The 24183-nt window shown below is 56.5% G+C and carries 20 protein-coding genes and 3 pseudogenes; 11 read left to right on the forward strand and 12 right to left on the reverse strand.

Annotated elements, in window-relative coordinates; genetic code table 11:
* Window positions 1-306 precede the first annotated feature (306 nt).
* From CCOS191_RS16145 to CCOS191_RS16160, 4 genes are all read left to right on the forward strand, one after another.
* Window positions 307-1263, forward strand: a complete 957-nt coding sequence (locus CCOS191_RS16145; protein ID WP_046856085.1) for a nucleoside-specific channel-forming protein Tsx — start codon at window positions 307-309, stop codon at window positions 1261-1263.
* Between the two features lie 101 nt (window positions 1264-1364).
* The gene (locus CCOS191_RS16150) at window positions 1365-2180 is read left to right on the forward strand and encodes an alpha/beta fold hydrolase (RefSeq protein WP_046856086.1); all 816 of its coding nucleotides are present in this window, start codon (window positions 1365-1367) and stop codon (window positions 2178-2180) included.
* A gap of 108 nt (window positions 2181-2288) precedes the next feature.
* Window positions 2289-2618: a DHCW motif cupin fold protein gene (locus CCOS191_RS16155; protein ID WP_046856087.1), complete on the forward strand. Its 330-nt coding sequence runs from the start codon at window positions 2289-2291 to the stop codon at window positions 2616-2618.
* 4 nt (window positions 2619-2622) lie between these two features.
* Complete coding sequence (locus CCOS191_RS16160; protein ID WP_046856088.1) at window positions 2623-3057, forward strand: HIT family protein; 435 nt, start codon at window positions 2623-2625, stop codon at window positions 3055-3057.
* Between the two features lie 70 nt (window positions 3058-3127).
* On the opposite strand, the gene CCOS191_RS16165 is transcribed toward CCOS191_RS16160, so the two are convergent.
* The 5 genes from CCOS191_RS16165 to CCOS191_RS16180 all read right to left on the reverse strand — a co-directional run bounded on the left by CCOS191_RS16165 (window position 3128) and on the right by CCOS191_RS16180 (window position 7222).
* Window positions 3128-4201 carry an IS630 family transposase gene (locus CCOS191_RS16165; RefSeq protein WP_046856089.1) on the reverse strand — a complete coding sequence of 358 codons (1074 nt, stop codon included), beginning with the start codon at window positions 4199-4201 and terminating at the stop codon, window positions 3128-3130.
* A 72-nt stretch (window positions 4202-4273) separates the two neighbouring features.
* Window positions 4274-5083 carry an FRG domain-containing protein gene (locus tag CCOS191_RS16170; RefSeq protein ID WP_331711977.1) on the reverse strand — a complete coding sequence of 270 codons (810 nt, stop codon included), beginning with the start codon at window positions 5081-5083 and terminating at the stop codon, window positions 4274-4276.
* A gap of 142 nt (window positions 5084-5225) precedes the next feature.
* A complete protein-coding gene (locus CCOS191_RS16175; protein ID WP_046856090.1) occupies window positions 5226-6089 on the reverse strand; it encodes a hypothetical protein in 864 nt (287 codons plus the stop codon).
* Window positions 6090-6387: 298 nt separating this feature from the next.
* Window positions 6388-6888 carry a hypothetical protein gene (locus tag CCOS191_RS28000; protein WP_156177613.1) on the reverse strand — a complete coding sequence of 167 codons (501 nt, stop codon included), beginning with the start codon at window positions 6886-6888 and terminating at the stop codon, window positions 6388-6390.
* An 88-nt stretch (window positions 6889-6976) separates the two neighbouring features.
* Window positions 6977-7222 carry a helix-turn-helix domain-containing protein gene (locus CCOS191_RS16180; RefSeq protein ID WP_046857828.1) on the reverse strand — a complete coding sequence of 82 codons (246 nt, stop codon included), beginning with the start codon at window positions 7220-7222 and terminating at the stop codon, window positions 6977-6979.
* A gap of 135 nt (window positions 7223-7357) precedes the next feature.
* Here CCOS191_RS16180 and CCOS191_RS28450 point away from each other — a divergent pair.
* Together CCOS191_RS28450 and CCOS191_RS16190 are read left to right on the forward strand one after the other, a co-directional pair.
* A pseudogene (locus CCOS191_RS28450) lies at window positions 7358-7486 on the forward strand (site-specific integrase); the annotation flags it as partial.
* Between the two features lie 326 nt (window positions 7487-7812).
* Window positions 7813-9060 (forward strand): tyrosine-type recombinase/integrase, encoded by a 1248-nt coding sequence (locus CCOS191_RS16190; RefSeq protein ID WP_046857829.1) that lies wholly within the window; start codon window positions 7813-7815, stop codon window positions 9058-9060.
* Window positions 9061-9083: 23 nt separating this feature from the next.
* On the opposite strand, the pseudogene CCOS191_RS27485 reads toward CCOS191_RS16190, so the two are convergent.
* From CCOS191_RS27485 to CCOS191_RS16200, 4 genes and pseudogenes are all read right to left on the reverse strand, one after another.
* Window positions 9084-9215, reverse strand: a pseudogene (locus CCOS191_RS27485) (IS630 family transposase); the annotation flags it as partial.
* 103 nt (window positions 9216-9318) lie between these two features.
* Window positions 9319-9463 (reverse strand): annotated as a pseudogene (locus CCOS191_RS28765) (IS256 family transposase); the annotation flags it as partial.
* 162 nt (window positions 9464-9625) lie between these two features.
* Window positions 9626-12730, reverse strand: a complete 3105-nt coding sequence (locus CCOS191_RS16195; RefSeq protein WP_046856092.1) for an efflux RND transporter permease subunit — start codon at window positions 12728-12730, stop codon at window positions 9626-9628.
* Entirely contained in the window at window positions 12727-13818 is a 1092-nt protein-coding gene (locus CCOS191_RS16200) for an efflux RND transporter periplasmic adaptor subunit (protein WP_231867440.1), read from the reverse strand. The genes CCOS191_RS16195 and CCOS191_RS16200 overlap by 4 nt, the downstream gene beginning before the upstream one ends.
* Window positions 13819-14075: 257 nt before the next feature.
* Between CCOS191_RS16200 and CCOS191_RS16205 the strand changes: the two genes are divergently transcribed.
* From CCOS191_RS16205 to CCOS191_RS16215, 3 genes are all read left to right on the forward strand, one after another.
* The gene (locus CCOS191_RS16205; protein ID WP_046857830.1) at window positions 14076-15509 is read left to right on the forward strand and encodes a TolC family outer membrane protein; all 1434 of its coding nucleotides are present in this window, start codon (window positions 14076-14078) and stop codon (window positions 15507-15509) included.
* 340 nt (window positions 15510-15849) lie between these two features.
* Window positions 15850-16392, forward strand: a complete 543-nt coding sequence (locus CCOS191_RS16210; protein ID WP_046856094.1) for a hypothetical protein — start codon at window positions 15850-15852, stop codon at window positions 16390-16392.
* A 443-nt stretch (window positions 16393-16835) separates the two neighbouring features.
* The gene (locus tag CCOS191_RS16215) at window positions 16836-17396 is read left to right on the forward strand and encodes a TetR/AcrR family transcriptional regulator (RefSeq protein WP_046857831.1); all 561 of its coding nucleotides are present in this window, start codon (window positions 16836-16838) and stop codon (window positions 17394-17396) included.
* Between the two features lie 75 nt (window positions 17397-17471).
* Here the strand turns inward: CCOS191_RS16215 and CCOS191_RS16220 are convergent, their stop codons facing one another.
* From CCOS191_RS16220 to CCOS191_RS16230, 3 genes are read right to left on the reverse strand one after another with little or no spacing between them, the layout of a single operon-like run.
* Window positions 17472-18875 carry an efflux transporter outer membrane subunit gene (locus CCOS191_RS16220; RefSeq protein ID WP_156177617.1) on the reverse strand — a complete coding sequence of 468 codons (1404 nt, stop codon included), beginning with the start codon at window positions 18873-18875 and terminating at the stop codon, window positions 17472-17474.
* Window positions 18875-22003, reverse strand: a complete 3129-nt coding sequence (locus CCOS191_RS16225) for an efflux RND transporter permease subunit (protein ID WP_046856095.1) — start codon at window positions 22001-22003, stop codon at window positions 18875-18877. Before CCOS191_RS16225 ends, CCOS191_RS16220 begins: the two co-directional genes overlap by 1 nt.
* Before the next feature lie 15 nt (window positions 22004-22018).
* Window positions 22019-23161: a MexC family multidrug efflux RND transporter periplasmic adaptor subunit gene (locus CCOS191_RS16230; RefSeq protein ID WP_046857833.1), complete on the reverse strand. Its 1143-nt coding sequence runs from the start codon at window positions 23159-23161 to the stop codon at window positions 22019-22021.
* Between the two features lie 94 nt (window positions 23162-23255).
* On the opposite strand from CCOS191_RS16230, the gene CCOS191_RS27490 reads away from it, so the two are divergent.
* Together CCOS191_RS27490 and CCOS191_RS27495 are read left to right on the forward strand one after the other, a co-directional pair.
* The gene (locus CCOS191_RS27490) at window positions 23256-23873 is read left to right on the forward strand and encodes a TetR/AcrR family transcriptional regulator (protein ID WP_156177621.1); all 618 of its coding nucleotides are present in this window, start codon (window positions 23256-23258) and stop codon (window positions 23871-23873) included.
* On the forward strand, window positions 23870-24088 hold the full coding sequence (locus tag CCOS191_RS27495; protein ID WP_046856096.1) for a YodC family protein: 219 nt from the start codon (window positions 23870-23872) through the stop codon (window positions 24086-24088). Before CCOS191_RS27490 ends, CCOS191_RS27495 begins: the two co-directional genes overlap by 4 nt.
* The last annotated feature ends 95 nt before the right edge of the window (window positions 24089-24183 follow it).

A 24183-nucleotide genomic window follows, 5' to 3' on the forward strand; every position in this document is an offset into this window, starting at 1 on the left:
CCTTCCATGGGCGGCGGCCATCCTAGAACCCATTTTTTGCTGGATTATTTCAATCGAACGGATTGTTGCGACGCCGGGAGATCAGGCCCCTCCATTCGCTCATGCGCACGCGCCATGCCCGATTTCAGGGCGTTTTTCTAACCCAATGATCAGCTCAAACGCAGAATCGGCTTTTATTTCAACGACCTCGGGTGATTTGGTACAGACTATGCAAACGTTTGCTCAGAGCCATTGAGCGAACAATCGCTGCATCTCTCGACACATCGCCCCACCAGGGGCTTACCACCGCATGAACAAGGATTTTCAATGCACCGACCGTCTTTACCCGCAACGGCCCGCTTCTCCCTGCCTGCCAAACTGCTACTGGGCGCTGTTACGGGACTACTCAGCGTCACCACTCAGGCCCAGGACAATCCCCCCAGTGAGTCGGCCCAGGGCGAGACCTTGAGCCCGGCCGCAGCGCCGGCCAAATCGGGCCCCTACCTGTCGGACTGGTACAACCAGAACTTCACCCTGATCGGCACCAAGGACATCAGTTTCGGCCCCCGCCCGGTCGACGATATCTACCTCGAATACGAGTACTTCGGCCGCAAGGGGCCGTTCGAGCTGTACGGCTACATCGACATCCCGAAGATCCTCGACATCGGCAATAGCCATGACAAAGGCGCGTGGGACCACGGCTCACCGCTATTCATGGAACATGAGCCGCGGATCTCCATCGACTACCTGGCCGGACGCAGCCTGGCCGTCGGCCCGTTCAAGGAGTGGTACGTAGCCTTCGACTGGATCTACGACCACGGCAGCAACAGCGCCAACCGTGCCAATACCCTCTTCAGCGGCCTGGGCACCGACATCGACACCCATTCGCGGGTCAACCTGTCGGCCAACTTCTACGGTCGCTACCAGTGGGAAAACTATGGCGCCAGCAACGAGTATTCGTGGGACGGTTACCGGGCCCAGCTCAAGTACATCGTGCCCCTCGGCAAGTTCGACAACGGCGCCTCGCTGACCTATATCGGTTTCACCAACTTCGATTTCGGCTCTGACCTGCACAAGGACAACCCCAACCGCACAGCCAATGCCACGGTATCCACCAACGTGTTGCTGTACGCCTTCACCCACCTGCGCTTCACCCTGGTGGGCCGCCATTTCCACAATGGCGGCAACTGGCAGGACGGCAGCCAGCTGAATTTCGGCGACGGCGATTTCCGCGGTCGGTCCGATGGTTGGGGGTATTACGCTGGCGTTGGCTACCAGTTCTGATTATTTGGGCCATGGAGGCCGATGCCCTGCTACACGGAGCGATGCCGAGCAGGTTGGGTTTGCGCGGGCGTTGGAGAATTTTTGACTAGATGAGGTGAGCCATGTTGGATTTACCCTACGCATCGAGCATCGAAGGCAACACCGTCAGATGGGGAAAAATAGGCACAGGCGCGCCTCTGATCGCCATCCATGGCACCCCTTTCTCTTCGCAGGTCTGGAGGCGCGTCATACCGCACCTCGTTGATCGCAGAACCGTGTATTACTTCGACCTGGTTGGCTATGGCCTGTCTGAAATGCGGGAGGGCCAGGACGTTTCACTGGCGATTCAGAACAACGTCATGGCTGCGCTTTTCGAAGAGTGGGGCATCGAGCGCCCCGACGTCCTGGCCCATGATTTTGGCGGCGCTACAGCGCTGCGCGCGTGCTACCTGAACGGTCTGCGCTATGCGTCCCTCACCATTTTTGATGCCGTAGCCCTGGCACCGTGGGGCTCTCCTTTTGTTCAGCATGTCCGTCAACATGAGGCTGCCTTTTCCGGGATGCCCGACTACATGCACCGCGCGCTACTGGCCGCCTATCTGCAAACCTCTGCGGCCAATCCCCTCAGTGACGAAGCCCTGCAGGTTTACAGCGCACCATGGCTGGGGCCGATTGGCCAGGCGGCCTTTTACCGACAGATCGCACAGATGGATCAAGTCTATACCGAGGAAATTGAACCGCTTTACGGGAAGCTGGATTGCCCCGTGTCGGTACTCTGGGGCGCGGAGGACGCCTGGATTCCCTATTCCCAAGGGGAACGGCTTGCTGGGCTTATTTCCCAAGAGCCCTGCACCCGAGTGGAGAACTCGGGCCACCTGATGCAGGAAGACAGGCCGGAAGCGATTGTGGCGGCAGTCTTGAAACAGCTTGGCACCTGAGACCGGTTCGCTGGACTGTCTGTATGTCCAAATTCCCAGCGGTCTGTGCCTATCGGCAGAGCGATTTCATCGGTACGGTTCAGGCCTCACTGTTTCTACGAGGTTGTCATGGAACTGACAGCAATCCCGTTTGGCACCACGGACTGGTCAAAAATCGATCCCGTCGCTTATCCGGGCGAGGCCGGTACCGCGTACTGGCGTACCTGTCTGTTTGGGGAAGTTCGGGTTCGATGGGTTGAGTACACACCAGGATATGTGGCCGATCATTGGTGCCGGAAGGGACATATTCTGTTTTGCCTGGAAGGTCGGCTGGACACTGAACTGGAGGATGGTCGGACTTTCACCCTGCAGCCGGGCATGAGCTATCAAGTGGGGGACAATGCGGAGGCGCACCGGTCATCGACGTCTACCGGAGCCAAGCTCTTTATTGTGGACTGAACAAATGTCTCTGATCACACAACGTGTGGAACTGGCGAGTAACGGCGCTAACGACAAAGTAATCTGCAGAATGCAATCAGGCTGGGCGGTGATGGGCGATGTGCAGTTTCTTGAAGGCTATTGCCTCTTGCTGCCTGACCCTGTGGTACCCAGCCTGAACGATCTGGACTCAGAATCCAGGGCGGCTTACCTCCTCGACATGGCACGACTTGGAGATGCGCTGCTGCAGGTCACTGGAGCCCTGCGGATCAACTATGAAATCCTTGGAAACTCCGAGCCCGAGCTGCACTGCCACCTATTTCCTCGCTATGCGAACGAGCCGGATGAAAAACGCAGAATGCCCGCATGGTTTTACGACTGGGAATCAGCCCCACTCTATGCAGAGGAAAAGCATGGAAAAATCCGACACGAACTGGCTCTGGCGCTTCAAGGAAAGTGACTGGCTAGCAGATTAGGCACTAAACGAAAAGCAATGTCCTAGTGTGGTGTTTCAGAAATACCACTGAAAATCATTTGCCCAGCGCTCGCGCCGCGCGAGCGACTGAGGCAAGGATGTCCTCGGCCTTCTTGTGCCACCGAAATGGTTTCGGGTTTTGGTTGTAGGTTTCCAGGTAGTGCTCAATCGACGCCTCCAGATTCTTAACGCTGATATGTGCCTGCCGCTTGATCCACTTCTCGCTCAACGTTGAGAAAAATCGCTCAACCAGATTCAGCCAGGATGCCGAGGTAGGCGTGAAGTGGATGTGGTAGCGCGGTCGCACCGCAAGCCACGCCCTGACCTTGTCCGTCTTGTGAGTCGCATAGTTGTCCATGATCAGATGAATCGGCATATCGGTAGGCACTGACGCATCGATTTCTCTCAGAAAAGCCAGGAACTCAGTGCTGCGATGTTGGCGTTTGAGTCGGCCGATTACCTCACCGGTAGCCACATCCAGGGCAGCAAACAGCGAGGTCGTTCCATGCCGTTTGTAGTCATGTGTGCGGGTTGCAGGATTACCTGGGGAAAGCGGTAAGCCGGGCTGTGTGCGATTTAACGCTTGGATCTGACTCTTCTCATCAACGCACAGCACCAGGGCTCGTTCGGGTGGGTTCAAGTAGAGCCCAACGATGTCGTGCACCTTGTCGACAAACAATGGATCAGTGGAAAGCTTGAAGGTCTTTTCCAGGTGCGGCTTGATCCCGAATGCGTGCCAAATACGCATCACGCTCGCAGGAGATAGGCCCGTCTCACGACTCATCCGCCGCGTGCTCCAGTGACTGGAATCGTCAGGCTTACTTTGCAGCACTTGGTTTACCACTTGCTGAACTTGCTCATCGGAAATAGTGCGTGGCCGGCCAGAGCGCGACTCATCGTTCAGTCCCAGCAGCCCCAACTTAGAGAAGCGCTGACGCCACCGTGACACCACATTCTTACTGGTGCCCAAGCGCTGAGCAATGTCATTACCTGACTCGCCTGCTGCACAGGCAAGAATTATCTCCGCTCGCAGACGAGCATCCTGAGCGCCTTTGCGAAGCTTGATCCGGCGTAGCAGTTCCGCCTTTTCGGTTTCGGAAAGGGTAATGACGGTTGCTGGTCGACCCATGTCGATGCCCTTGGATAGTGAGCTTCTACAGAGCCTAGTTCAGATTTTCAGTGGTACTTCTGAAACACCACACTAGAGCGCCCACTTCTTCTTAATATATTTCGAGGCAGACTCAATCTCTGGAAACATCGACCTAGAATTGATGTTCAGAGAATCCAGATCACCTAAAATACTGGCCTTCCTGCTTGCAGGAATTCTGATTCTTTTAACTGTGAATCCAGCCGAACCTTCTGGATACTTATAATCTAAAAGCCCAGCGACAACGAATGCGCCAGACTGCGCGATGATCCTTCGATTACTTTTGGCAGGATACACAAAGAAATATTTAAAGAGATCCATCGGCTTTATCACATTCAAGAAATGCGGCTTCTCAGCCCGCACAAAATGAATTAGCCTTTCAACCTCATCGACTTTTCTAAAATCCTTGACCAAGTCCTCATCCCACTCAGAGCTTCTCTTGCGCTGAAGCTTAATAAGCTCTTGTTGAACATCTTTCAATCTGGCTAGATTACATATAATGCTCACAGCGTCGCTATCTGCATACTTAACTCGTGTTTTACGAAAATTAAATACCTTAACCTCACCATCCTCGCCCATGAAGGACTCATCCGAGCAAGCAAAAAAAAGCCCAACAAGAGGGTTCAGCGACACATCTAAAAGTCTGGTCGGCAGCCCGTAGTGCTGAGCCCTAACCAGCTTTTCGAACATTGTATTATCTGCACTGAAATCAGCAGGCGTTTCAAGCATTAACTCTCTGAAAATATTAGATTCTGCGTCAACCCTGAGGTCTCTCATCACAGAGGGCTTCAAAGACCACGCACAGTCAGCATGCCCCCTGTAGCAGCGGATGTTCCCGCGACCTTTCGGGGAATCTTTAAATATATGATCAAGAAAACCTTACACAGAACTTATAGTATTTAAATCTACAGACATGGCTCATCCTTTAACTCGACATAAAACTGGCAGACTTCCTTTACACCGACAACCAAAACCACACCCCGACACACGCAAAATATGTGCTCGACTATTTTCGACGCTTCTTTTCCTTCATCGCATTATCCAGCGCCACTGAAAGTTCGTTGATGCTTTTGAAATGTGGCGAAGTTGTTGGCTCCGGGACCCAAGGCTTGACCTCAAGAATATTGAGATTCTGGTAAGCAATGTGTTTTGCCATATTTCTTTGAAGACTAATTAGGATCTTATAAAAGGCAGCCAAAGATCTATCCAGATCGTCGATTGCCATCTCAGTATATTCATACAGGCGCAACAACCTAGTATGTCCATGTACTCTCACCAGATCGCCAAGACTAGGTGTGTAACGCGTTCTACGCATTCGGAAAAACTCATCCAGCTCCATGCGATACTTCGCAATCATTCTGTTTCGCTGCCATAAATTACTTATAGTTGCTACATACTTTCTCTCCGCCGTCATCAAAGCCGATATTTCTGACCCCATGCCAAACCGGATTAACAATTCATTTAAATAGTCTGATGCCATCAAGCTGTTTATCGGCATTTCGGGAAAGTCAGGCATTTTTAAAAAACGAAGCTCGTGCTTTTGAAATTTTTCTATCACCTGCCTTTTATAAACCCACAAATCTCGGTTTTTGGCTGACAAAATTTCCACCCCTCGATTGTAATTACTTACATCAGTGACTTTAGACTTATTATCCTCTACCAATGACTGCAATCGATAAGTAGCAAAGGCACCTGCGATGGCACCCCCGAAGCCCGCAGCAACTGGCCCTAAAATGTCCTTAAAAATATTATATGCGCCACTGACAAAAATACTACTTTGATCGCTAACAAATGCGAGAAGAGCAAAAAATCCAAACACGGAAAAGACCAGACCAACAATAAATCCAGCAATTACCTGAGGGTTAATCATGATCGACTATCCTTATTGCAACCCACCTACAAAAGCCGCAGCCAATGCTAGGATTCTCTCACTTCCTAGCCTACTCCTTATAAGCTTCAAGAATATGCAAAATGCTGCGTCGCTGCTTGCTGTTCAGATACCGCAACAAACTCATCACTTTGAGCCAGCCCCTAATGCATGAAATTCTTTTTTAAGCATATGCACTCCATTGCCGAACGCTCGGTGCCTTCATGGCGCCGGACTAAACTCTCGGGGGGCGCCCGGTCTGCGCACGACTTTTGTGTTGCCACCAAAGTGACGCGACTGATCACAGGCTGTTTTCCTTTTCCCACTCACGTGGAGACATGATTTCACCAGTGCCACAATCCGTAAGATCACCAACTATTCGATCAACCCTAAACGTACGCTGGGCTTGTCGAGTATGACACTTCCCTTTGATGTGCGTGTTTGTGATGGAGTGCACGGTTACCGTACGGTAGGAAACCTCCCCGATGGAGCCTTCATAGGTGAACGCAATTTCTCCCATGCTCCACCCGGTGCGAATGGCTCTGGTAAAAGGCATAGCGGCTCGTTGAGGCTTAGGGTCAGGCGCTAAATACTGTTGCTTCGCGGGAGCATTTGAGGGTGCCCGCTCCCTCAGCTTCAGGGCCTTGCGTTGAGCCTTGGTGAGCAATGTGGGCTTCTCATAGGGTTGTGGCACTGTGGTCCGGTCTTTCAGTTCACGTCCTTTAGCATTCGCGCGCCTGACCATCACAACAAAAACCGCAACAACTCCCGCAATCAGCAGTATGCCTACAAGCGTGTCCATGCCTATCCCTTTGGTTTGAATGTCGCCAATGCCTCGCTGACGCTCTCCAGTGTCACCCTCGCTTCAGCGGGCATATTTCGGTAGCGGTCTACAGTTGAGCTTCTTCAGCCGTGAAGCCTTCTCCCAACGCTGGAGGTCGTTGACCAGTCACCACATACAACACGTCAATGCCCTTTTCAGCCACTGCCGCCAAGTAGTCAGCATCGGGGCTGCGGTCCCCCTTTTCGTAATTGAACTGCGAAGTCTTCGCCACCCCACCGATGGCAGCCAGGTCCGCCTGATTGAGCCCCAAGCCCGCACGCTCTTCTTCTCTCAACCTTTCGCTGAATTTCAACAAAACGGAACTCCAGCCGTTGGCGAGTCAACATTCGCTGAATAATCTGATTCAGCAATCACGCAAAATTACACGAATTTGAACTATGCACGGCACCTACGCACCCGAGCAAGCTTGCCTTGCCGCCAAGCAACGCCGGAGTGGATCGCAGATCAGATGGGGCACACCTCGACGGCCATGATCTTCAGGCACTACGCGAAGTGGATCAGCCAGGACGGGCCGGATGTGGTGGGGTTGTTGAACCAGGCGCTCAAGTTGAGCTGAAACGCATAAAAAAAGGGGCCATGACGGCCCCTTCTTTTTGCCTTCGATTCCCAAAATGTTCCCAAAACGTTCCCTTTTGAGGGGTCGCCTAAGGCAAACACCAATGAAATCAGGCACTTAGATGGCGGAAGCGTAGTCATTCGAAGTGTGCATCCACTCCCGACCACTGGCATCCAAGACCAGACGCCCGGTCGCTCTAGAACGGCATATTTGAGGTAGTTTGAATGTAGCCGCAGTCTTCTAGTTTCCACCCAGTTCCGTCTGTTTCCAGGCTACGAGTGGGGGACCAAATGGGGGACCGGATTCAAAGATCGGAGGCCACTACCATGCCCAAGCTCACCGCGAAATTGATAGAAAACCTCAAGGACTATGGCAAATACGATGATGGCGATGGCCTGCGTCTTGTCATTCGAAAGTCTGGAAAAGCGTGGGTGCTGCGCTACCAGCTTGCAGGCAAGCGCAAGGAGATTGGCTTGGGACCCTACCCTCACTATGGGTTGAAGGAGGCGCGCTCCCGCGCCGACACTCACAGAGCATTGATTCGTGAGGGTATCGACCCTTTGACACATAAGGCTGATGCACTCCAGCAGGCTGAAGCTGTGCGGATTGCTCGGGAGAAGAACCTTGAAAACACCTTCCGCGCTTGTGCAGTGGACTACATCGAAGCCCATAGAGCTGGCTGGAAAAACGCAAAACACGCGCAACAATGGGTCAACACTCTCACTACATATGCATTCCCCTTTATCGGAGAGAAGCCAGTCGAGGAAGTTGAAACAGATGATATCCTGAAGATTCTGAATCCAATATGGACCGCTAAGCCTGAGACAGCGGCCAGGGTCAGAAACCGGTTGGAGCTCGTTCTCGATGCCGCCAAAGCACGCCGGCTTCGCACAGGTGAAAACTCTGCTCGCTGGCGTGGTCACCTAGACAAGCTGCTGCCTAGAAGAAAGCTGGCAGACCGCGGCAATCATTCCGCCCTACCTTGGCCGCAAATACCCGAATTCATGGCAGCACTTGAGCATTCCACAGACCTCAGTTCAGCTGCAGTGAAGCTAACCGTGTTGTGCGCTCTGCGCACAAACGAAGTGATAGGTGGGTACTGGGAAGAAATTGATCTGGACGAGGAAATTTGGACTATTCCGGCTACCAGAATGAAAGCAGGGCGCCAGCATCGAGTACCGTTATCTGAAGCTGCCCTTCATACGCTCAGGTGTCTTAAGGCGGAAAGCAAAAGCGGATTGCTTTTCCCGGGTCGGAGCATTGGCCGACCACTCTCAAACATGGCAATGCTACAAAAAATACGCGGCATGGATGAGAAGTCCTTAGCCAACGACGGACCAGGCTGGCGCAACGAAGCTGGCGAAGTCATCACCATGCATGGTTTCCGATCAAGCTTCAGAGACTGGGCCGCCGAGACAACTAACTTCGCCAACATCGTCCCTGAAATGGCCTTGGCGCATAAAATAAGTAATGCGACTGAAGCAGCGTACCGACGAGGCGATCTGCTGGAAAAACGCAAACAGCTTATGGAAGAGTGGGCTAACTATGCACTGTCAATTTGCAAAATAACCTGACGAAACCAAAGCCCTGGCTGAAATGAGCGACCTTGAGCAACCAGAAAAATCACACGTGTTCGACGGCCATCACGCCGGCTGATGGTGGCAGACAGAATTCGCCGGTTCAGCTCAACTTGCTCATCGTCACTGAGTACGATGTCTTGAGAATTCACCGCCACTCCGCACCTTTGTCTGAACAAAGATGCGCAGCTCAAACTGGATGCTTATTTATGAGACAAAACACTAGAACTACGTTCAAATGTTCTCCGGTCGTTTTTTGACATCAAAGCCGGCGCTGCACAGGCCTTCGACATCGAGCTCCATCATACGCAGGATAACGAATTGGATCATTAGCTTGAGCAGATCAGCATCTGCCCCTTTTTTCAAGCAGCTCGGCCAATGCGATAGTGGACTTGGTCACTGTGGTTTCTCTGGTGAAGGTTAAGTCCGCACACTCAACGTTAGCCAAGAACCACGATGACCATCCTCTTTAGCCCACTGGGCGCCTTCGATTGGCTCAGTCACTCCATTTCCTGGGACGCAATCCCACTGACATGCGAATAAATATTCAACTCATGGCCCTTCATAGCGACTCCAGAGGCTCCGGTTGCCCAGAGTTCCTATTACGACCTTCCCATTGCTGTAAGAGCATCAGAGCACTGGGCAAAACAGTCAATGTGATAATCGTTGCAACAGCGAGCCCCCCGATTACCGCATAAGCCATAGGCCCCCAGAAGATCTGCGGGGCAATCGGTATCATACCGAGGATTGCCGCACAAGCAGTCAATACGATTGGACGAGCCCTGTGAATGGCGGCATGCGTGATCGCTTCGCGTGGCGACTGGCCGTTATTTACATTAATGTCTACCTCTTCAATTAAGATAACCGCATTACGCACGATCATGCCAACAAGTGCAATAACACCAAGCTGTGCCACAAACCCCATGGGCGTCCCTGTCGGCAACATTGCCAAGACAACACCAATCAGACCAAAGGGAGCCATTGCAAGCGCCAAAAACATACGCGAGAAACTCCGTAACTGTACCATTAAGAGCACACACATCACTAACGCCGTAATAGGCAGAACGGCAACAAGTGACGCACTGCCCTTCGCCGCCTCCTCAACAGCCCCCCCTGTCGCAATCGTGTATCCTTTGGGCAACTGCGCAGCAAAATCTGCCACGGCTGGCGCAAGCGCCTGCACAACTGTTGCAGCCTCGAGACCTTCGCGAACATCACCTTGAACAGTCACAAGAGGAAGACGCTGCCGCCTCCAGATGATGGGCTCTTCGACGCCATAGCTGAGGGACGCAATTTGACTCAATGGAATAGCATGGTCTTGAGATGTGCGAATTTGTAGGTTTGCCAGGGTCGCAAGGTCAGTCCTCTCCCCCCTTTGCGCACGAACGATTACGTCCACAAGTCGATCTTTATCACGTACGCTGGTCACTGCCGCGCCAGAGAAAATCGTTGCCAAGGCACTGGCGACGTCCTCTGAGGATAGACCTAGGGTTCGCGCCTGAGTCTGATCGATTTTAACCAGCACGCTCCTTTGAGGTTCACCCGAAAGAAGATGAACCTCACGAGTATCGGAATTGGCGGATAAAATATTAGCAAGCCGCGACGCCACATCACGTACCTTGGCCTGATCAGGACCTGTAACACGGTACTTCAGTGGCCAGCCCACCGGTGGCCCCAGTTCCAGCGGTGTTGCACGGGCAATGAGACCAGCAAACTCTGTCTTAAACGTCTCGGCAAGTCGCGTTTGCAGCGCGTCTCGTTCTTTCACCCCTTTTGCGATGACCACAGTCTGGGTGATGTTTTCATTTTGCAGAAGCACTTCCATCGGCAGATAGAAACGGATCGCACCGGAGCCAATATAGGTTGAGAAGCGCTCGACATCAGGGTCCGCCTTGAGCAGTTTTTCAAGCTTTGTCGCTTCACGCTCCGTCGCATCTAGGGACGCATTTTGAGGCAGCGTTAAACTGACCAAAAGCTCTGGCCTGTCTGAGGGAGGGAAGAACTGCTGCTCAAGATAAGACGCAGCACCGAGCGAGACGATAAAAGCCATGATCGCAACGCAGAGCGTTATTACGCGATGCTCCAAGACCCAACCTAAAATTCGCTCATAAGCGCTCATCAGTTTGCCGTTGCCATGATCATGATGCGGTAAGGCGTTAGGGAGAATCAGCGTGCCTAGCAGAGGTGAGAACAAAACCGCTACCACCCAAGATGCCGACAACGATATCAAGACCACCATAAACATCGAGTAACAGTATTCCCCCGCACTTGAGGCCGCGAAACCAACTGGAATGAATCCAGCGATCATGACGAGCGTACCCGTCAGCATGGGAAACGCAGTTGACTCGTAGGCGAAACTCGCCGCCCGCGACAAACTCCAACCCCCTTCCAATTTTCCAACCATTGCCTCGACTGTAATCATCGCATCATCGACAAGCAGGCCCAGCGCAATGATCAGTGCACCCAATGAAATTCGCTGAAGCCCAATACCGACTAAGTCCATACCAATAAATGTTAGCGCCAAGACAAATGGAATCGAAATACTTACCACAAGCCCCGCTCTCACACCGAGTGATAGAAATGATACTGCAAGTACGATAGCAACCGCTTCAGCCAACACAGTCAAAAATCCGGTTACCGCCTGCTTCACAACCGTTGACTGATCGGCGACTTGAGTCATTTCAATGCCGTACGGAAGCGCCTCTTTGACGTCGTTCATACGTGCCCGCACTGTTTCTCCGAAATCCAGGAGATTACCGCCAGCAGCCATCGAGACAGCTAGGCCAAGCGCGTTTTCGCCATTCACCCGAAATAACGGCGCAGGCGGGTCAGCCGGAATTCTTCGAATATCAACAAGGTCGGTAAGCGGTACGAACTGGTTGTTTGCTCGTAACGTCAAACTGCGTAAGCTTTCTTCTGATGCAAATCCCCCGCTGACACGCAGGGCTATTTTGTCGTCAGGCAGACGCACCGTTCCAGATGGGATCACAGCGTTTTGCGCCTTGAGCGCCCGCAAAATCGCCTCTTCATCTAAGCCAAACGCTGCCAGCCTGCCGGGGGAAAACTCGACGACAATTTGTTCCTCTTGTACACCAAGGAGCTGTACCTTGCCAATGCTAGGAATACGAAGCAGCTCCGCACGCACCCCCTCAAGGTAGTCACGCAATTCACGATCCGAAAAACCTTCACCCGTGAAACCGAAAATCTGGCCATAGGTGTCACCAAACTCATCATCAAAAAATGGACCTTGGACGCCACTTGGCAGTGTCGCACCTATATCTGCCATCTTCTTGCGAACTTGATACCATGCATCCGGAACGATCCGAGACGGCGCATCATCGCGCAGGTTGACCATGATGACGGTTTCGCCTGGCCGCGTGTAGCTATCGAGACGGTCAAGATAGGGAATCTCTTCTAGTTTCTTTTCCAGTCGATCGGTGAGTAAATTTGTCGTATCTTCAATACCCGCGCCGGGCCAACGTGCAGCCACCACCATGGTTTTAATGGTGAACACAGGATCTTCGTTTCGACTCAAACGTTCATAGCTCACTATCCCGCCAACCAATGTAATGAGCATCAGGAAGAACATTAGAGGTTTTTGACCGATCGACCAAGCCGATAGATTGAAACCGGCCTGCTCTTTAGGGGGGAGTGGTTTCAAACTCATTTGCTCACCTGCTCTGTGGCGTACGAGACTTTTTGGCCGGGCCTGAGTTTGCTCACTCCTGCGATTACAACGGCATCGCCTTCCGCTAACCCGGATTCAATGATCGTTTGGCTGGCAGTGTAACGCGCCACTACGACCGGCTTGCGCACCAGTTCGTGTGTCGTGGGCTGAACCACATAGACAGCAGGCTTGCCCTCATCACTGGTCAATGTAGACGCTGGCAGTATCACAAGGGGCTTGCCACTCAAAGCAAGACGCCCTGTGACAGTAGCGCCCAGCGTCATGGTCGGCGGCGCGTCCGGCAAGGCAATACGAACCCGATAAGTACGCGTGGCTACATCAGCAGTAGGACTTGCATCGCGAATCGATCCAATGACCTTGATCGATGGATCGGAAACGAGGGCTACTTCGACTTTCACATCAGGCGGGACAGAGGTGTAAAGCCGTTCGGAGACGTTGAAGACGGCAACACGATCCTCAGTGGAAGCAAGCTTGATCGCTAATTGGCCAGCTTCGACGACTTGTCCAGTATTGATGGCTACAGCGCTAACGATTGCAGTGTCGGGAGCACGAAGCTCTGTGTAGGAAAGCTTGTCGCGAGCAGTAAGCAACCTGGTTTTCGCAACGTTCAAGCGGGCGTGCGCGGCCCGCCAATTGGCCTCAGCCTCATCGACACGGACGCGCGCCACAAACTGCTTGTCATAGAGTGTGCGCTGCTGGCTTAACTGAGATCTTGCAAGCTGTTCAGTAGCCTCGGCGCTCGTCAATTCAGCCTCGGCAACTCGGAGCTCGTTTTGCACATCGTTAGGCTCTAGTGTCGCCAATACCTGCCCTTTGACCACACTCATTCCGACTTCCACTGCTCGGGAGGCAACCCGTCCCCCGATGCGAAAACCGAGGTCGGTCATGACCCGAGCCTGCACCTCTCCCGTCTGGGCGACTTCCTCACCTATGGATGCAGCTTTGATGATCATCGTCCGAACGGGTCGTAACGGCTCCTGTGAACGCGCTTCCTCCCGACACCCGCCAAGGACAACACCCAAACCGCACACTAATACGCTTACCTGCACTGTGTTGAGCAGTGTCATGTCGAATGTCCTCTCCATACAATGGAAACAACTAATATGGGCCGGGTAGGCGATGCAAAATCTGGCTTGGCTGCGAGACAACAAATGCAGTCTAGACCTTTGCCTCCTCCTGCTCTTAGGATTAGCATAGCTACCGTTACAGTAAATGCAGATCGATCTTGCCGAGTCAATGACTCATTGATCTGGAGCGCTGTAGTTCATGTCTTGTGATGCGCTACCCGAGCCCCTAAAACTTACTGTTGAAGGATTGCCCTATGCTGCTGCGCAAACTCTCACTGGCGATTGCCGTGTCTTGTGCGTCCAACGGAGTGGTCTGGGCAGCGGATACGCCCACGACGGTGAAGACCGACCTGGTCAGCGTCTACCAGGAAGCGGTCGACAACAACGCCGACCTGGCCGCCGCCCGCGCCGACTACGGCGCACGCCGTGAAGTTGTGCCCCAGGCCCGCGCCGGCCTGCTGCCCAACCTCTCGGCCGGCGCCGAGATGATGAACACCCGCACCAAGCTCGACGAACCGTCGGTCACCTCCAACCGCAGCGGCAATGCCTGGAGCGCCACCCTGGCGCAACCAATCTTCCGCGCCGACCGCTGGTTCCAGTTGCAAGCCGCCGAAGCGGTCAACGAACAAGCCGCGCTGGAGCTGTCGGCCACCGAGCAGAACCTGATCCTGCAGACCGCCGAGAACTACTTCGCCGTGCTCCGCGCCCAGGACAACCTGGCTTCGACCAAGGCCGAGGAAGCCGCGTTCAAGCGCCAGCTGGACCAGTCCAACGAGCGCTTCGACGTCGGCCTCTCGGACAAGACCGACGTGCTGCAATCGCAAGCCAGCTACGACACTGCCCGGGCCAACCGGATCATCGCCGAGCGCCAGGTGCAGGATGCCTTCGAGGCCCTGATTACCCTGACCAACCGCCAGTACAGCGCGATCCAGGGCGTGGTCCACAGCCTGCCGGTGCAAGTGCCGACGCCCAACGACGCCAAGGCCTGGGTCGAGACCGCCGGGCGGCAGAACCTCAACCTGCTGGCCACCAACCACGCCGTGGCCGCGGCCGAAGAAACCGTGCGCCAGCGCAAGGCCGGCCATGCGCCGACCCTGGACGCGGTGGCCAAGTACCAGAAAGGCGACAACGACAACCTGGGCTTCACCAACCCCTCGCAGAACGGCGTACGCTATGGCGGTGACGTCGAGCAGACCAGCGTCGGCCTGCAACTGAACATCCCGATCTACAGCGGTGGCCTGACAAGCTCCCAGGTGCGCGAAGCCTATTCGCGCCTGACCCAGAGCGAACAGCAGCGCGAGAGCCTGCGCCGCCAGGTGGTGGAGAACACCCGAAACCTGCACCGCGCGGTGAACACCGACGTGGAGCAAGTTCAGGCGCGCAAGCAGTCGATCATCTCCAACCAGAGCGCGTTGGAAGCCACCGAGATCGGCTACCAGGTCGGCACCCGCAACATCGTCGACGTGCTCGACGCGCAGCGCCAGCTGTACACCTCGGTGCGCGACTACAACAACAGCCGCTACGACTACATCCTCGATAACCTGCGGCTCAAGCAGGCCGCCGGCACCCTCAGCCCGCAAGACCTGCAGGACCTGGGGCGGTACCTGAAGGCCGACTACAACCCGGACAAGGATTTCCTGCCGCCGGACCTGGCGGTCGCGGCGGCGAAGAATTTCGAACGCAGACCGTAACGCGAAATGTCGAGCCCCTGCAGTAGTGCGCTATGACAATGGCGCTGGGGACAGCAAACCTGCTGGATGATTTGACCAATCGACGCGTGCCAAAGGATTGAGGCAAAGAGCACAGACCTCTCTGTGCTCTACATGAAAACCTTGAAATCCCCTTGCACTCCCTCAAACCTCAGCTAGGTATTAAATTTGTTGAATCATAATGCAGAAAATGGCCACCCACGCCATGGCGAAAGTTTAATTCTGAGCACATATAATTCCACTCGAACAATATGACCGCGCGAAGACGAAAGTGTGATCCGCACGCAACACCAAAACATCAGATCATGCCGAGGAATTTAAAATGCAAAACCTCCCACCTCATGACGAACGCCGACTTACATTCGAGGCACGTCGATTAACCATTGAGATACTGGTTAAAGTCTACTTAGAGCAAGTCGCCGCTTCGAGAGATAGAGCAACAATCTACCTTCGGTTAATGTTCACCCTATCCCTGGGCGCCTTGGCTGGCGCGATAACATTGTATGCCACAATGCTGAGACTAAGCCCAATGGAAATCTTCAACCTCATCACAGCGCAAGCAGCAATCGTCGCTATTTCAGCACTAGGTACCTTGATGGCATCGGCTTTACTCTCCGCTCGAGCTTTACAGCAAAGTGTGCTTGACGCGGCCCCCCTTTTGCACAATCCATTCCCGAGTGCCGATACGATTATTGACGACATCTTCAACGATGAGGGGCTCAACGAAAAGCAAATACTCGGAAAGCTTTACTTCACCATCAGCAAGCATATTGAGGACCAACCAGCGCTCAGAGTCCAGGCGCGCACGATCACAGCGCTACTCACTGCAGGACTTCTTTTGACTGGCTTATCTTTTTTAATGTAATAACCCTCCCCTTTAAGGTTACCGAACCAACGCCTGCTCGCCCCCAGGCAGGGCGCGATTTGATGTTTCGCGCCACGGCAACACGTCGGGCATCTAAAGGATGATCGGCGCACAGGCACCTAGTGTCCTGTCTCGGAAATAAGCTGTTCACTTTTGGCGGCGTCTTGGGCGCCCGGCCGGCGTTGCCACTCCTCGCCATAGCCCTGCTATTACTCGTCGCGGCGCCTTGCCCGAACACCCAAGCGAACGTATTTCCGAGACAGGACACTAGCGCTTACCGTACGCCGTTTCGGTGGATTGGTCATTGTAGTCTCATGGAGAGACACTGCCGCATGCCCCCTGAGAGCTTCGATCTAGATCTTTCCAATGTTTCAGCCAAAGGGTGTCAATAGCAGGATAAATCCTGCAAAATCTCTTAAGTGTATCAATACGAGATTTCCAGCATGACCCCTTCCGTAACCGATGAGCGATTGCTCAAGGCGTTGGCCAGCTCTTTCGTTATCCACCCTCGCGCCACGCTGAAAGAATTGGCCGAAACAGCAGGCGTGAGCAAAGCAACATTGCATCGCTTCTGTGGAACACGCGAAAACCTCGTAAAAATGCTTAACGCCCACGGCGAACTCATTCTAAAACAAACTGTCTCAGCGGCTCAGCTTGAGCATGCCGAACCATTGGCGGCACTGCACGAACTAATTGTAGAGCATCTCAAACACAGAGAAATGCTTGTATTCCTCATATTCCAGTATCGCCCAGACACCTTCAGCGACGCCGAGGAAAACCGCCACTGGCGTGAATATGCCGAAGCACTGGACGCATTCTTCCTGCGGGGCCAACAAAACCTCGTTTTCCGAATAGATATCAGTGCAGCTGTCTTTACCGAGATGTTCATAAGCATGATTTATGGCATCGTCGACGCTGAGCGTCGCGGACGCGCTGCCAGCGCAACATCAATTCAGGCACTCGAACAACTCTTCCTTCACGGAGCGATCACGCAGGCTCCGTAAGCTAGCCAAAAAAAAGCCCCAAGGCACTAGTCCGAGGGGCTGAACGGCTGGAGTACCCAACCAAAGGAGGGAGTTTCAGCCCTTGTCCGACCACCCACCGCCCAGGGCGCGGAACAGATCGACTAGGGCCAGTTGACGTTGGGTGCTGGCCTCGATGAAGGCCGCCTCATTCACATAGCTGCTGCGCTGCGCGTCCAGGTAACGCAGGTGGTTGTCCACCCCACCCTCATAACGCGCCTTGGCCAGTTCCAAAGTCGCCCGGCTGGTATCGGCCAGGGCCCGGCGTGCCGCTTCCTCGCGGCGCAGGGTGTCGGTGGCGGCCAGGGCGTCGGCGACTTCGCGGAAGGCGGTCTGGATCGTGCCTTCGTAAGCCGCCACCGCCGAATCCTTGCGCGCCTCGGCCAGGCTCAGCCCAGCCTTGTTACGCCCGGCGTCGAACAGCGGCAGCGACAGCTGCGGCATGAAGCTCCAGCTGCGTGAACCACCGTCGAACAACCCGGACATCTGCGCGCTGGAGGTACCGAAGCTGCCGGTCAGGCTGATCCGCGGGAAAAACGCCGCCCGCGCCGCTCCGATATCGGCGTTGCGCGCCCGCAGCCGGTGCTCGGCGGCAAGAATGTCTGGTCGGCGTTCAATCAGCGCCGATGGCGCGCCCGGGGTAATGTCCTGCAGCACCATCGGCTCGGCCAGACGTTCGCCCGGAATCGCCTTGGCCGCGTCCGCACTGCCCAGCAGCAAGACCAAGGAGTTGTAGGCCTGGCGCTGCTGACGCAGGGTGGCTTCGAGCTCGGCGCGAGACTGCTCGACCAGCCCCAGCGCCTCCTGGTGATCCAGCGCCGTGGCCGTGCCGGCGCCACGCCGCTGGCCGACCAGGGCCAGCGAATCCTCACGGCTGGCCAGGGTCTGGCGGGTCAATGCCAGGCGCCGTTCGGCACCGTCCAGGGTCAGGTAGGCCTGGCTGACCTCGGCAATCAAGGCAATATGCGCGGCGCGGCCAACTTCCTCGGTGGCCAGGTACTGCTCCAGGGCCGCGTCGCTCAGGCTTTTCACCCGGCCAAACAGGTCAACTTCGTATTCGGGCAGCGACAGGCCCACCTGGTAGGTGCTGCTCACCCCTTCGCGGCCATCGCTCGACAAGTCGGCCGGCAAGTGCTGGCGGTTGCCGGAAGCCCCGGCATTCAAGCCCGGCACCCGGTCGGCACGCTGGATGCGGTACTGCGCGCGGGCCTGCTCGATATCCAGCAGGGTCTGGCGCAGCGAGCGGTTGTTGTCCAGCGCGGTGCCCACCAGCTGGCGCAGGGACGGGTCGACGATGAACGCCTGCCAGTCCAGCTGCTCCACCGCCTTGCCGTGATGGCCGGCGGCATCCCCCCACGCGGACGCCACCGGCGCCTCGGGGCGCTGGTAGGTCGGCGCCAGGGAACAGCCGACCAGCGTGACGGCCAGCGCGAACGGGATTGCAAGATTGCGCATGAGCATCACTGGGTTACCTCGACAGCGTGTTGCACGGGGGCCGGCTTGCGCTTGAGCAGCTTCAGCACGAATACGAAACAGATCGGCACGAACACCACGCCCAGCAAGGTGGCGCTGAGCATGCCGCCGATCACCCCGGTACCGATGGCGCGCTGACTGGCCGCGCCGGCGCCGGTGGCGATGGCCAGCGGCACCACGCCGAGGATGAAGGCCATGGAGGTCATCACGATCGGGCGGAAGCGCAGGCGCGCGGCCTCAATGGCGGCATCGCTCAAGCTGTAGCCCTTCTCCCAGAGTTCCTTGGCGAACTCGACGATCAGGATCGCGTTCTTCGCCGCAAGGCCAATGATGGTGATCAGACCGACCTTGAAGTACACATCGTTGGGCAGGCCGGTGAGCAGCACCGCCCACACCGCGCCCAGGGCGCCGATCGGCACGATCAGCATCACCGTCAGCGGGATCGCCCAGCTTTCGTACAGCGCCACCAGCAGCAGGAACACCACCAGGATGGCCAGGGCGAACAAGGCCGTGGCCTGGCCGCTGGAGACCTTCTCCTGGTACGACAGGCCGGTCCAGGCGTAGCCGATGCCAGGCGGCAGCTCGCTGACCAGGCGTTCCATCTCGGCCATGGCCTGGCCGGTGCTGTGGCCGGGCGCGGCGTCACCGGCGATGCGGATCGACGGGTAGCCGTTGTAGCGCACCAACTGCACCGGGCCCTCTTCCCATTTCGTGGTGACGAAGGCGCTGAACGGCACCTGCTCGCCCTGGGCGTTCGGCGCATAGAGGCGCAGCACGCTTTCCGGGGTCATGCGCTCGCCCTGCTCGGCCTGCACCACCACCCGCTGCTGGCGCCCGGCGTTGGTGAAGTCGTTGATCACCGCCGAACCGAAAGCGGTGGCCAGGGTATTGTTGATCGCCTCAAAGTTTACGCCCAGGGCGCGGGCCTTCTCGCGGTCGATCTGCACGCGCAGCTGCGGTGCCTCGGCCAGGCCTTCCATCATCGCGTAGAGGATCACCGGGTTGCCGTTGGCGCGGGCCAGCAGCTGGTCGCGGGCCGCCAGCAGCGCTTCGCGGCCCAGGCCGCCACGGTCCATCAGGCGCAGGGCGAAACCGCCGGAGTTGCCCAGGCCGTCGATCGGCGGCGGCATGACCGCGGTGATGGCGCCGTCGCCGTTGGCGGCGAACTGTTCATTGACCACACCTGTTTCAGCAGCAGCGGATTGCTCCTTGCCACGCAACGACCAGTCTTTATAGGTGGGGAACGCCAGCGCGGCGTTCTCGCCCTGGCCCGAGAAGCTGAAACCAGTCACGACAATGGTGTTGGCCACAGCCTCGCGGGACATCAGGAATTGCTCCAACGCTTGAGCGGTGTGGTCGGTACGCACCCGGCTGGCACCCGGCGGCAACTGCACATCGACGATGCCGTAGCCCAGGTCCTCGGCGGGTACAAAAGCCTCCGGCACTCGGACATAGGAGTAACCAAGGACCACCAGGATGCCCACATAGGCCAGCATCCAACGCCCGGCACGGGCCACCAGGGCACTGTTCATTACCGAGTAACGTTCGGTCATGCGGGCGAAGGCGCGGTTGAACGCCCCAAAGAAACCGCCCTTTTCATGATGCCCATGTGCGATTGGTTTGAGCAGCGTGGCACACAACGCCGGAGTGAAGGTCAGGGCCAGGAAGCCGGAGAACAGGATCGACACCGCCAGCGACACCGAGAACTGCTGGTAGATCACCCCCACCGAGCCAGACATGAACGCCAACGGCAGGAACACCGCCGCCAACACCATGGTGATGCCGATGATCGCCCCGGACACCTGCCCCATCGCCTTGATGGTCGCGTCCACCGGCGACAGGCCCTCCTCGGCCATCAACCGCTCGACGTTCTCCACCACCACGATGGCGTCGTCCACCAGGATGCCGATGGCCAGCACCATGCCGAACATGGTCATCATGTTCACCGAGAAACCGAGCAGCTTCATGATCATCAGCGTGCCCAGCAGGCACACCGGCACCACGATCGACGGGATCAGGGTGTAGCGCACGTTCTGCAGGAACAGGAACATCACCAGGAACACCAGCACCATGGCTTCGATCAGGGTGTGGATCACCTTCTCAATGGCCACGTCGACGAAGCGCGAGGTGTCGTAGGGCACCGAGTACTCGACGCCCTCGGGGAAGAACTGCGACAGCTCCGCCAGGCGCTCCTTGACCAGCGTCGCGGTCTGGATAGCGTTGGCCCCAGGTGCCAATTGCACTGCAGCGACCACTGCCGGTTTACCATCCAATCGCGCAGACAGGTTGTAATTCTCGCTGCCAATGGTCATGCGCGCGACATCGCCCAGGCGCACGCTGGAACCGTCCGGGTTGGCGCGCAGGACAATACCGGCGAACGCCTCGGGGGTATCCAGGGTACCTTGCACGGCCAGAGTCGCGGTCAGTTCCTGCTCGCTGGCGCCCGGCGTGCTGCCGAAGCTGCCGGCCGGCACCTGGACGTTCTGGCCACGGATAGCGTTGCTGATGTCGTCGATGGAAAGGCCATAACCCACCAGTTTCTGCGGATCGACCCAGACCCGCATCGCCGCTTCGGAGGCGAAGAACTGCAGCTTGCCCACGCCGGGTACGCGCAGCAGTTCGTTGTTGATGTTACGCGCCGCATAGTCTGCCAACGCCGTTACATTGTCGCGCCCACCTGTGGCACTGGTCAGGGCATACATCAGCAGGAAACCCGAACTGGCCTGCTCGACCTTCAGGCCCTGGGTCAGCACGGCCTGAGGCATACGCGCCTCGGCCTTCTTCAGGCGGTTCTGCACATCGACCTGCGCCATGTCCGGCAGGGTACCCGGCTGAAAAGTCACCATCACCTCGGCAACGCCGTTGGAGTTGTTGGTGGACTCGTAATACAGCAGGCCCTTGGCGCCGTTGAGCGACTCCTCGATGATGCTGGTCACCGACTCCACCATCACTTTGGCGGACGCGCCCGGATAGGAGGCGGTGATGGAAATTTGTGGCGGTGCCACGCTGGGGTACTGAGCCACCGGCAACGCCGGGATCACCAGCAGGCCGGCCAGGGAAATGAACAGCGCCACGACCCAGGCGAAGTTCGGCCGATTGATGAAGAACTTGGACATCTCGCTACCCTCGCCTTATTGCACCGCTACCGGCTTTGCCTGCGACGGTGCCACAGGCATGCCGGAGGCCAGGCCAGCCGGGCTGCCGACGATGACTTGATCGCCGATGTGCAAACCGTCGAGGATCTGCCAACGCGAGCCTTGCATCACACCGGTGCGCACGCTGCGCGCCTCGGCCAGGCTGCCGGTGCCGACCACCATCACCCGCGCCGTGCCGTCGCTGCCGCGCTGCACCGCCCGTTGTGGTACCAGGATGGCCTGCTGATCGGTACCCTGCGGGGTACGCACGCGCACATACATGCCCGGCAGGAGAATGCCGTCGCGGTTGTCGAAGCGACCACGCAAGGTGACCTGGCCGGTGCCACGGTCGACCGCCACGTCGGTGAACATCAGCGCGCCCTGGCGCTGGTAGTCGGTGCCTTCCACCTGGGCGGTCAGCGCCTTGTCGTCGCCGCCACCCAGGGCGCCGTCCTTCAAAGCCTGGCGCAGGCGCAGGGCGTCGGCGGCGGACTGAGTGAAGTCGACGTAGATCGGATCGAGTTGTTGGATGCGCGCCATCAGCGTGGCATCGCCCTGCCCGACCAGCGCGCCTTCGGTGGCCAGAGCCCGGCCGATGCGCCCGGAGATCGGCGCGGTGACTGTGGCGTAACCCAGGTTCAGGCGTGCGCTCTGCACGTCGGCCTGGCCGGAGCGTACCGCCGCCTGGGCGCTGCGCAACTCGGCGGTAGCACTGTCGAAATCCTGCTGGCTGACTGCTTCGATCTTCACTAGCGGTTCGTAGCGCTTGACCCGGGCTTGGGCCTCCTGCTGCACAGCCTGAGCCCGGGCCAGGTCGGCCTCAGCGCGAGCCAGGGCCGCCTTGAACGGCGCCGGGTCGATCTGGAACAGCACATCGCCAGCCTTGACGTCGGCACCCTCTTCGAAACGTTTGTGCAGGACGATGCCAGCCACACGGGCACGCACCTCCGCCACCCGCATTGGCTCGACCCGCCCCGGCAGGGTCGAGCTCAAAGCCAACCGCTCACTTGCCACCGTGACGATCTCTACGGGAGATGCCGCTTGTTCAGCATTCTGCTGCTCCTGCGTTGCATCGCATCCAGCCAAGACAATGGCGGCAGACAGCGCACCGATCATCCCTATTGCACGTATGTTGCTCATCATTCACCCGAGCCTTGATTGAAAACGAGCCGAATGCTACCTTTTCGATCCCGATGAGTCAAATTTGCCTCACAAGATAATTTTGGGTCTCACAATGGATTCTACAGTCTTGGGACGCGAGCACTGCCCCGCCCCCATTCCGGCCAAGCTGCTCACTAGCCTTTGCTCAGCAGTGGCCAGTCATCCGCGGGCGTCCATGCAGGAACTGGCCAAGCGCATAGGTATCAGCCGAGCCACTTTGCATAGGCTTTGCGGAACCCGGGAAAACTTGGATCGCCTGCTTGAGCAGCACACCAAGGATTCACTCCGGCGAATTCTGCAACGGGCGACCCCGCAAACAACTCATCCCTTGTCCGCTTTGCAGCAGCTCATACACGACCACTTGGCTCAGGGAGAGTTAATTGTTTTTTTAGCTTCCCGATACCACCCACACTTGAGAATTAGTCGCGACCCAGAGGCTGACTGGAGTTTCTATCAAGATGAACTGGACGCGTTTTTTCTACGCAGCCAGCAATTAGGTATCTTCCGCATCGATTTAACAGCCCCCCTGCTAACAGAAGTGTTTGTATCCATTCTTTATGGCGCCATCGACTCGCGAAACCGGGGTCGAATACCCGGAGACTGCTACAAACTGATTGCAACATTTTTTCTGCAAGGCGCCGCCTGCCACCCTGCTGACGCCTTTGCCCCTAGAACCGGACGCACAACATGAGAAATATATTGAAAGGAGACGTGGTCAGACTAAAAAGTGGAGGCCCACTGATGACCGTAGGCAATCTAAAAGATCAGCGGGCAGTCCTTGGCTTTTCAGCATCGACATTTGCATTCTGCCAATGGTTTGAGAACGAACAGCTTATGGAAAGATGGTTTGACTCGGCTGCTTTACAGCCCGCAGACCATGATACTCAAGAAACGCCTCGCCTTTGACAATAAACATCGACAACCATTAACAACTTCAAAACCTCTCGAAAACCCCATCCACTCGCACAAAATCTGCTTCCGCAGCTCAATTACCAAGGAGT

The organism is Pseudomonas sp. CCOS 191, from assembly GCF_001007005.1.
GTDB lineage: Bacteria > Pseudomonadota > Gammaproteobacteria > Pseudomonadales > Pseudomonadaceae > Aquipseudomonas > Aquipseudomonas soli.

Excerpts from the sequence above, each read along its gene's own strand:
- CCOS191_RS16145 (WP_046856085.1), top strand. The coding sequence starts at position 307 with ATGCACCGACCGTCTTTACCCGCAACGGCCCGCTTCTCCCTGCCTGCC.
- CCOS191_RS16150 (WP_046856086.1), top strand. The coding sequence starts at position 1,365 with ATGTTGGATTTACCCTACGCATCGAGCATCGAAGGCAACACCGTCAGA.
- CCOS191_RS16155 (WP_046856087.1), top strand. The coding sequence starts at position 2,289 with ATGGAACTGACAGCAATCCCGTTTGGCACCACGGACTGGTCAAAAATC.
- CCOS191_RS16160 (WP_046856088.1), top strand. The coding sequence starts at position 2,623 with ATGTCTCTGATCACACAACGTGTGGAACTGGCGAGTAACGGCGCTAAC.
- CCOS191_RS16165 (WP_046856089.1), bottom strand. The coding sequence starts at position 4,201 with ATGGGTCGACCAGCAACCGTCATTACCCTTTCCGAAACCGAAAAGGCG.
- CCOS191_RS16175 (WP_046856090.1), bottom strand. The coding sequence starts at position 6,089 with ATGATTAACCCTCAGGTAATTGCTGGATTTATTGTTGGTCTGGTCTTT.
- CCOS191_RS28000 (WP_156177613.1), bottom strand. The coding sequence starts at position 6,888 with ATGGACACGCTTGTAGGCATACTGCTGATTGCGGGAGTTGTTGCGGTT.
- CCOS191_RS16190 (WP_046857829.1), top strand. The coding sequence starts at position 7,813 with ATGCCCAAGCTCACCGCGAAATTGATAGAAAACCTCAAGGACTATGGC.
- CCOS191_RS16195 (WP_046856092.1), bottom strand. The coding sequence starts at position 12,730 with ATGAGTTTGAAACCACTCCCCCCTAAAGAGCAGGCCGGTTTCAATCTA.
- CCOS191_RS16200 (WP_231867440.1), bottom strand. The coding sequence starts at position 13,818 with ATGACACTGCTCAACACAGTGCAGGTAAGCGTATTAGTGTGCGGTTTG.
- CCOS191_RS16210 (WP_046856094.1), top strand. The coding sequence starts at position 15,850 with ATGCAAAACCTCCCACCTCATGACGAACGCCGACTTACATTCGAGGCA.
- CCOS191_RS16215 (WP_046857831.1), top strand. The coding sequence starts at position 16,836 with ATGACCCCTTCCGTAACCGATGAGCGATTGCTCAAGGCGTTGGCCAGC.
- CCOS191_RS16220 (WP_156177617.1), bottom strand. The coding sequence starts at position 18,875 with ATGCTCATGCGCAATCTTGCAATCCCGTTCGCGCTGGCCGTCACGCTG.
- CCOS191_RS16225 (WP_046856095.1), bottom strand. The coding sequence starts at position 22,003 with ATGTCCAAGTTCTTCATCAATCGGCCGAACTTCGCCTGGGTCGTGGCG.
- CCOS191_RS16230 (WP_046857833.1), bottom strand. The coding sequence starts at position 23,161 with ATGAGCAACATACGTGCAATAGGGATGATCGGTGCGCTGTCTGCCGCC.
- CCOS191_RS27490 (WP_156177621.1), top strand. The coding sequence starts at position 23,256 with ATGGATTCTACAGTCTTGGGACGCGAGCACTGCCCCGCCCCCATTCCG.
- CCOS191_RS27495 (WP_046856096.1), top strand. The coding sequence starts at position 23,870 with ATGAGAAATATATTGAAAGGAGACGTGGTCAGACTAAAAAGTGGAGGC.